Source organism: Microbulbifer epialgicus (assembly GCF_041447265.1).
Taxonomy (GTDB): Bacteria; Pseudomonadota; Gammaproteobacteria; order Pseudomonadales; family Cellvibrionaceae; genus Microbulbifer; species Microbulbifer epialgicus.
This window is the reverse complement of sequence record NZ_JBGMEK010000121.1, coordinates 1-8,190: the sequence shown is the minus strand read 5'-3', so window position 1 is coordinate 8,190 and position 8,190 is coordinate 1. Positions and strand designations below refer to the sequence as shown.

The following is an 8,190-nucleotide window of genomic DNA, read 5'->3' as shown; positions in this document are numbered from 1 at the left end:
AGAATATTCACACCCTCTTCCCTTAAGAAGCCGGCAAAGCTAGGCCCCTGAGCCTTTTGTGCACCAGAAGAAATCGGGCCATCATGTCCAGGTTGCGATAGAAGAATAGGAGTAGTAAGTAGAGGAGCTTCCAATTCCTCATCCGCAGCTTCCATCTCTATTTTCAACTCCCGAATAATCCGACCCAGCACGGTGTCTGCTGACTCAGCCCGTATGGAATAAGTATTACCTGCTATAGATTCAGAACCTAAAAACATTATCCAGTGCCTATCCAAGGGCAGGCGCTCCCCTGTAACAACTACTTCATCGGGAGGGGGAGGGGGAGGGGGAGGATCACCCTCAAACTCCGGCTTTTCTTCTTCTCCAGTAAAACCTGTCGGGTCCGTCAAACTCAGGGGATTATTAAACACATAGCTATAGCGATTCCAGCTCTGACTATAGGTCGGCGCCTGCACAATCGGGTCGGGGCTAAGGAAACGGCCCAGTGTCGGGTCGTAGATACGCCCGTTCATATGAATCAGGCCAGTTCTATCCAGATGCTCATGACCGGTATAGCCGCGCTTAGTGGTGAGGCCTTGTACTGTAAAAAGCTCTTGCAATTGCTGCTGATCCAGGTCGCCACTCCAGTCGTCCTGGCGGCGGCTGCCATCCGGGTTGAAGGCGAGATTTAAGATCTCAAGGCCTGCTTCATCGGTGATTTTTTCAATGGAGCCCAGATGATCTCGGTGTAGGTACTGGTATTCGCCGCTGGTGCCCGTTAGATCGATAATGGCGATATGCTGCACACTGCCCGCCATCTGGGTTTTATGGATAGCGAGAATACTGGCATCTGCAGGAATTTGCTCCTCGTAGCTACCTACAATAAAGGCTTTCTCGGTTTTGAGCTGCCCACCTTCCATCCAACTGGATTCGCGGTAGTAGCGCTGGCCATCAGGGCCGTATTGGAAGCGGTCTCTGGCAGTCGGTGTACTATCGCTTTGACTGCTGCCCAGCACAATTTCTGTGGGCAGTTGCCGTGTATTCCAACTAATCCACTTGTCATCACCACTGGCAGCATCGTAACGTTCGATGGCGCCGTTGGCATCGTAATACAGGCTCTGCGAGACCCCATTAATGGTGACACTACTCACTGCATTAGGGCCCGCATTGCCAAAATCACCATACTGGTAGCCGGTCACCTGAGTGTCGCTACTTACGCTGGAGGTTTTAGAGAGAATATTGCCCAGTGTGTCGTACTGAGTACTGAGCACCCGGTCTCCACCCGCCACCATAGTGGCATGGCGTAGCCGATTGAGGCCATCGTAGGTAAAATCTTCCTGTCGCTGTAAAGTGTTGGAGTCGGAAAATGCCAGCCGGCTTTCCAATGCGCCATTGGAGCGCCAGCGATATTCATTGTTTTGTATCTTACCGCTACCAGTATTAATGGACTCCAGGCGTCCGGTATGTGCGTTATAGCTACGATTGGTGATTAAACCATTACCATAGATCTCTTCTTGGACTTGCCCGCGGGCATTGATATCAGTAAAAGTTCGTAGAGGGTTACTGCCCGCCAAATCATCACTAAGACTCTGTAAATAACCAGCGCCATTGTAATGGTAATAAGCTTCAACTCCATTGGGATAGGTCACTCGGTTCAGGCGGCCACTAGTGTCATACCCATAGCTATGCTCGTAGCTTTTATTGTCACTGCCGCCCACTAAGCGGGTAGTCACACTTTGAAGCTTGCTATCACCGCGATAACTATAAGATTCTAGAAAAACCTCAACGCCACCTTCGGTATAACTTCGACTTTCCAAGCTCCCCTTTGCGTTCGGCGCATCATAGAACCACTCCGCAATTCCGGTTTCATCAGTTTGCTTTGTCAGTCTACCTAGGCTGTCATAGTCATAGTCAATCGCTTGCCCTTTATTATCCTCTTGCCATACCAACTGGCCAAGGGCGTTATAAAGACTTTCAACAGTTCCTGTATTCGGGTCGGTAAGCTGAACTCGATAACCCGCTCTATCAAACTCAAAGCTAGACTGAGTAGCGGGGTCATCCAGGCCCCCGCTACCTAAAGTGACAGTTTTTATTAGCCCGCTACCATCATAGGTATAGCGAGTGTGCACCATCTCCCCCATAGCATCGTCTACAGATTTGACCAGGTTTCCGGTCAAACTGTAATACTGTTCGCTTACCTGGGTGTCACTCACACTTTGGTTAGACGTTAAAATATTCTCCGTTAAAGTAACTTTTACTTGGCGGTCGCTACTTATTGGCGAGTAAACAATATCAGTAATATTGCCATCGGGCCTTTTTACTGCAGTTACCCGGTTCCGGTTATCGAGAGTCAACTGGGTAAAATGGGGGAGCTCTCCAGGGAAGTAGGGCTCTGTTTCAATATACAGCCTCCCCTGAGCGTCATATTCATACTCTCGACGCGACCAATTATTGCTATTAAAAGATTCTGTGTCTGACTGTACGAGCCGGCCTAAAAGATCGTAATACTGGTTAATGGTGGGGGTAATGGTTGACCGGGTTTGAACTCTATAGGGAACCAGCATGCTACCACTTACGGGGCAGGATACACTTCCACAGAAATCATAGTCTGTATTAAATACCACACTGTCCGCATTTGTATGCTCAGACTCTCGACCAAATGAGTCATACTTGGTGCTAACCTTGCGGCCATTCGCATCAGTAACACTGGTTACGCTACCAAACCGCGGGTCGTAACCTATGGTGATCTTCTGGTCTAGTGAATTAGATAGGGTTTGCGGGTATCGACTATCAACAAAATTAGAGGCCAAAGAACTACTTGATTTAACATCCAACCTATCATCGGCGTTATCAGGCGCACTCGTAATCTCACTCACAAGATTTCCACTGGCATCATAGCCATAATCAACGATCAGCTCATAAGTTTCATCTCCAGGATACGCTGTAACACTGCCCGTTTTATTAGTTGAACCATAAGGAGTGTAAACCAACTTCTGAACCCTATCCGCAGAATCACCGATATCACCATCGTAATGCCTTACCTCACGAGCATTAACAAAGCCTATTAGCCATGGATTTGTTCGATTGTAAAAAGTAATCGTGGTTTCATTGCTGCGCTCTACATTACTCAGGTTAGCTTTTTTAACCTCCCCCCAAAAACTTTGATCATCACTAAAGCTTGCATTCTTAGCTATGCGAACGCTTTGATAAGTACCTGAGATCACCTCTCCAAAAGCACCATAGCTTTCTGATTCTATTTCAGTTTCTTTGGATTCATATCCCAAGACCTGTCCCTGCTCCAATATGATTTTTAAACTCTGTTCAACATAAGAGTAAAGGGTACTATTTGATCCTATAGCCAAAGGAATTGATTGATGCCGGAAATGCTGTTGAGTTAACAGCTCTTGATGGGCGGGATAGACACCATCATATTGATACAGCCTCGCTGTCTTACCAAAATGAGGAAAGTCCTGACGAAGCTGTTTATAAGTGGAGATACCGGAAGCAGTATCATAGCTATATTGCGCATAATAACCTAGAAAGCCCCAGCCAATAGTGCTTGAAAGCCCATACCCCTGGTAATCATAGAGGGTGACGTGACAACCCTGATGATAGCCGTCACTTGGATCTGTATCCATCTGTTCACAGCTACCAGCCAGTCCATTTGAGCGATGCACCTCACTGACCAATCCACGATTATTACCACTGGCTTCGGACCACTCAGAGGCATACTGAGGTACAGCTGGGGTGCCAAAAGGGTTGGAATCCATATTCTGGATATCACCCAGTCGCTCATATTTAAAATGGGTATTTCGACCTATGCCATCTGTTACCTTTTCTATACCTGTTGTTGAGTCGATTGAATTACCTTCTAAAGAAGACCACGATAACGTTAATGGGTTAAGACAGGATCGACCAGCACCATTTTGTTGATAAGCACAAAGCTGTACCTGTTTAAGGCGCCGTGAATGCTCTTGTTCTGGAATTGCCGGTTCCTCTTCCGATATGAAAAGATATTCTCTCTGTAAAGTATCATCTAAGTGAATACGTATATGGTGTAATAAAACCAGCTGCTCTTGCTGAATTTCATCAGGCCCTATCGGTTGAGGTGGTGCATCTGTACGAGTTCCATATTGGAACTCGATTTTGGCATCACCATTATTTCCATAAACGATTTCCAGGGGGTAATTGATTCCCTGAATCTCATCCCGGTGATATTTATACTGAATACTGTTACCAAATGCGTCTGTTACCTTTTTGATAGACCAAGCAAAGACTGAGGAATTACCCACTCTAAGGCGGCTATCGTCACTCGTTCCGTATTCAATTATTTTTCCATCGCTGGTTTTAACCTGAAACCAGTACTCCCCATCGTCAGTCGCTTTCATTTCTATGTACTGAAAGCTCTCACGAAGGGTTCTATAGCTTGAATCTTTTGTAAAGTAGTCCCCTGAAACGACAACCAATGGCTCACCATCTAAACAAAGTGAATCCTTATTATCATCAAATGATATCTCTGAACCTGATGGAAGATCCTTCACGCAGCGACGAATCTCACTGATACCAGCCAGCCGCCAACCATAGCCGAGGGTATCTTCTGGTAATGTCTCATTGGACCGCCACCGATAGCGAGCCCCTGAATAACCTACAGAAAGACCCGGCTCTAAACCGTTCACCCCTGGTGCAACCTGGATAGGGATAGAAACAACCGCATCCCCCTTCGTTGAAACCTTTGTTCGATATGGGATTGTCCCAGGTGTATCTGCAAGTTGAGTCGTAACAGCCGGTGGTTCATCAATACCTTCTAAATTGTGGACATCGATGAAATCACTCTGAGCCCAGCCTGACGAAACATCATGGTTCCACGCTCGAACTTTATATTTGTATTGATCCGGCTCTCCGCCACGGGCGGCATACTGGTTGGACTGTGTGCTGGCAAGTACCGTTTTCCAGCAGAGCCCATCGGATTCAACCGCGCAACCCGATTCAGGATTAATTTTACGGGCTCTCTTCAGCTCATAATGAGTAAAATCAGTAGTCAGTTTTGTCCAAGTGACATCGTAATCCAGTTTTTCAGCCCTTTGGGGAGCGGAAATTTGAATATTCCCGGGCGAGGTGTAAGGGATATCTACAGGTACACTTTTTTCTGGTGACCAGCTAGTGCTACATAGGTTATCCGTATTACAAGCCTTTACTCTAAAATTTAGGTACCGCTGCTACCCTCGGCTAACTGAATAAGATCCGAAGCACCAGTAACATTGGAATTGCTACATTCATTATCACCAAAACTACCAATAGGGGGCTTGCACTCCAAAATATAGTAATCCGCTCCTGTAACTGCCTCCCAGCGAACATAAAAATTTGTAGTTTGTTTGCTATCAGGGTCAGTAATCGTGGCCACACTACTCGGCGGCTTGGAGACGATCGTGGTAGATGAGGTACGCCAACCACTGTATTCCGTGAAAGAATCACCAGTCGCATAACTCCTGACGCGATATCGATAAGAGCCATTATCTAATGGTACAGCGCCAATATTTCTGGAAAGTGTACTCTTACCTACTTTAGGGCAGCTTGATTCAGACTGCCATTGGCCATCTTTTTCCTGGCACCATTGATAGCCATCTATATTGGGAGGAGTACTAGCTGCACCCCAATTGATAGAAAACACCCCATTGGTATCTCTACTACCATCCTCTCTTCCAGAAAATGAGATAGTAGAAGGTGCCCCGGGAATAACCCGTGCAACTGTAGTATCATAAAATATAGGGTCAGGCTCTATACAGAAATTACGTGACCATTCCAAACACCCGTCAGCGCTGAAACTGTAAGTATATCCCCCTCCGGAAGGGACATTATCTGTCCGCCAACCCGTCTTACCACTTGGAAACCAGCCACTATCAAATATAGTTGTCCCATTACGCCTAATAACGATTCTACTCGGACTCTTATCAAGGTTCCAAGCAATTTTTACCTGATGTCCAGAAATAGAATCAACATAAAAGCTGGACGCTTGTACAGAAACGGCTATTAATAGTACAAACGAACCAACAAGAAGATAACGAAACCAAAATAAAAGATCTTTCATAATAATTAGTAAGGCGGGGGTTTTAAGGAATGAAGCAAGACCCAAAAATGAAATCTATTTAAAAATTTTCACAATACTAACACAAGGACAAATGTAAGTTTAAATATAAAAAATTAGCCAGTAAATCAATATAACAATTGTGACATTTATGTATTTTTTAAAGGTATTTATATTTAGGGAGCTTCTGATCAACCAAGTCTTTTTTTTGACCAGGCTAGGCTGATTTACAAATGGGGCTACTTATGAGGAAAGCTTTAATTTCCGCAAAATAGCGCTCCAATTTTCTGCCTGAAATCCGCTATAAACGGATTTCAGGCGCACTGCCCCTAGGCGTTCAGTATTTTCGCTAACCCACGATATCGAGTCTTGTTGTGGTCAAACTGATACTTGAAGTGAAAAATACAATATCTACTTTACATACCGATTACTTTCTGAGCTGCTCTTTCCACCCATGAGTCCATTGCATCCTGTTCACTTCTTATTTTATTATCTGGATGTCCCAAATACTCCCGAACGGAAGTATTTTCTGCAATATAGCTTCCAGTTCATCGCATTTAGACCTTCATCCTTATATGATGTCATCAATTCATCTAAGATACCCAAATAAGTTGATTTTGTGTCTCCCGCCCGAAAAAACAAAGTTGAAAGGCTTTCAGATTCTTTTGTACCATCTTTTTTAGTTTTATTCGTTAGTTCAATTTCCAGAACCTGAATAGAAGTTTTTTGATCTCTTGCAATCACTGCATGACAGTAGCGACGAGGACGATTATTGACTAAATGTTGAGTACGGCAACGCATTTGAGGTACATCACCTATCTTGCTCTCAACTTTCCAACCATGTATTTCCTTCAGCTTCTGCAACATTTCTTGAAAAAATACAATCTTCTCTGGTGCATCAATAAGATCTGGCGGATCAAAATTATCGACCTCTGCTCTCACCCCCTTACCTTAATCAGAACCTTCTAGTAAACTGCCCAGTTCCTCTGGTGTTTGCTCCTCAAATTCGTCAAGCATGTCCGATTCAATATTTGGAGGCAGAACCTTAAAATGCCTTGGACTGCGTCTAGTATCTACGTCGACTTCAAAATTAAGTCCACTTCGACTCAGCTTTATCGTATATCGGCGCATCCTTGCTTTGGGCCGATTTTCTGGGTCTAATTCTTTTATATTAGCCGGTGATCATAACTTTAAAGGTAATTTCGCCTCTCTACGTTCTCGTAATTTATTTTCCAAAAGTATCTTGTCATCCGGATGTGAAAAATTAATAGTGCCAATATCCGGTGGCTTCAAGCCAGAACCAGATCTTATTTCTCGTATGCATACATAATTATTTCTGAGTCTCTGCCTGTGAAGCGTCCGAAAGAGAACTCACTGTGACTAAGATCTGGTGGATTGCAGTCAAATGTCCACCGTTCAGAGTCATTACTGGACTTTGTATAGCGATTGATGTTTCGAAAGATAGATCCAAAACTGCTTTCCACCTCAGGAAAGAAAAATATCCAAATAAAGAGTTTTCGAAACTGTAAATTATTCGAGTATCGAACAGGAATAATTGAGGATAGCTTTACCTCACCGCTCCAATTTTCTTTCCAGGCTCTGCCTAGCTGCCAGGTATTTCCCTGATTAATAGCAGCGCAAACTACTTCTGGAGAATGCAAAAAAAATTATACGAGCCAGCTCAGTAACTGGCTGCCAGTATACTTTTTCACTGGTATTAAATCGTTTCTGTTCAACCTTGTGCTTTATTTTCTATTGATATCATGGGGAAATTTTTCCAGCTATCAGAGCTGGAAGATAATCAATATATAGAGACCTGCGGAATTATTAGACCACTAGTTGTAAGAGGGGTGCTTGATACCCAGCCTTTTTGATGTCGATGGCTGCTTCAGGGTTGAGAGGAAATTGTTCCCGAATATCACTGACAATGGCTTACCAGTCGAATAATAAAAAGGCCGCCAATTCTAAGTCAGAAAGTAAGTGGACTATGCGATTATTTGTTAGCGCAGGCCGACGATGGACCCTGACTCTGCTAGTGGTCCATGCGGTTAATTCTGTAACGATTGTTTTGCACGCTCTACGGAAGCCAAGATTTGACCGGCGGGCTTTGTCCATTTAAATGGCTTTGC

The 8,190-nt window shown here is 44.5% G+C and carries 3 protein-coding genes; all 3 read right to left on the bottom strand.

The features are described from left to right. Nucleotides 1-4,655: RHS repeat-associated core domain-containing protein (locus tag ACCI49_RS22560; RefSeq protein WP_371841490.1), on the bottom strand; the 4,655-nt coding region annotated here is incomplete at its 3' end. Between the two features lie 527 nt (nucleotides 4,656-5,182). Then, complete coding sequence (locus ACCI49_RS22555; protein WP_371841489.1) at nucleotides 5,183-6,109, bottom strand: hypothetical protein; 927 nt, start codon at nucleotides 6,107-6,109, stop codon at nucleotides 5,183-5,185. 441 nt (nucleotides 6,110-6,550) lie between these two features. After that, the gene (locus ACCI49_RS22550) at nucleotides 6,551-7,003 is read right to left on the bottom strand and encodes a Tn7-like element transposition protein TnsE (RefSeq protein ID WP_371841488.1); all 453 of its coding nucleotides are present in this window, start codon (nucleotides 7,001-7,003) and stop codon (nucleotides 6,551-6,553) included. Between the last annotated feature and the right edge of the window lie 1,187 nt (nucleotides 7,004-8,190).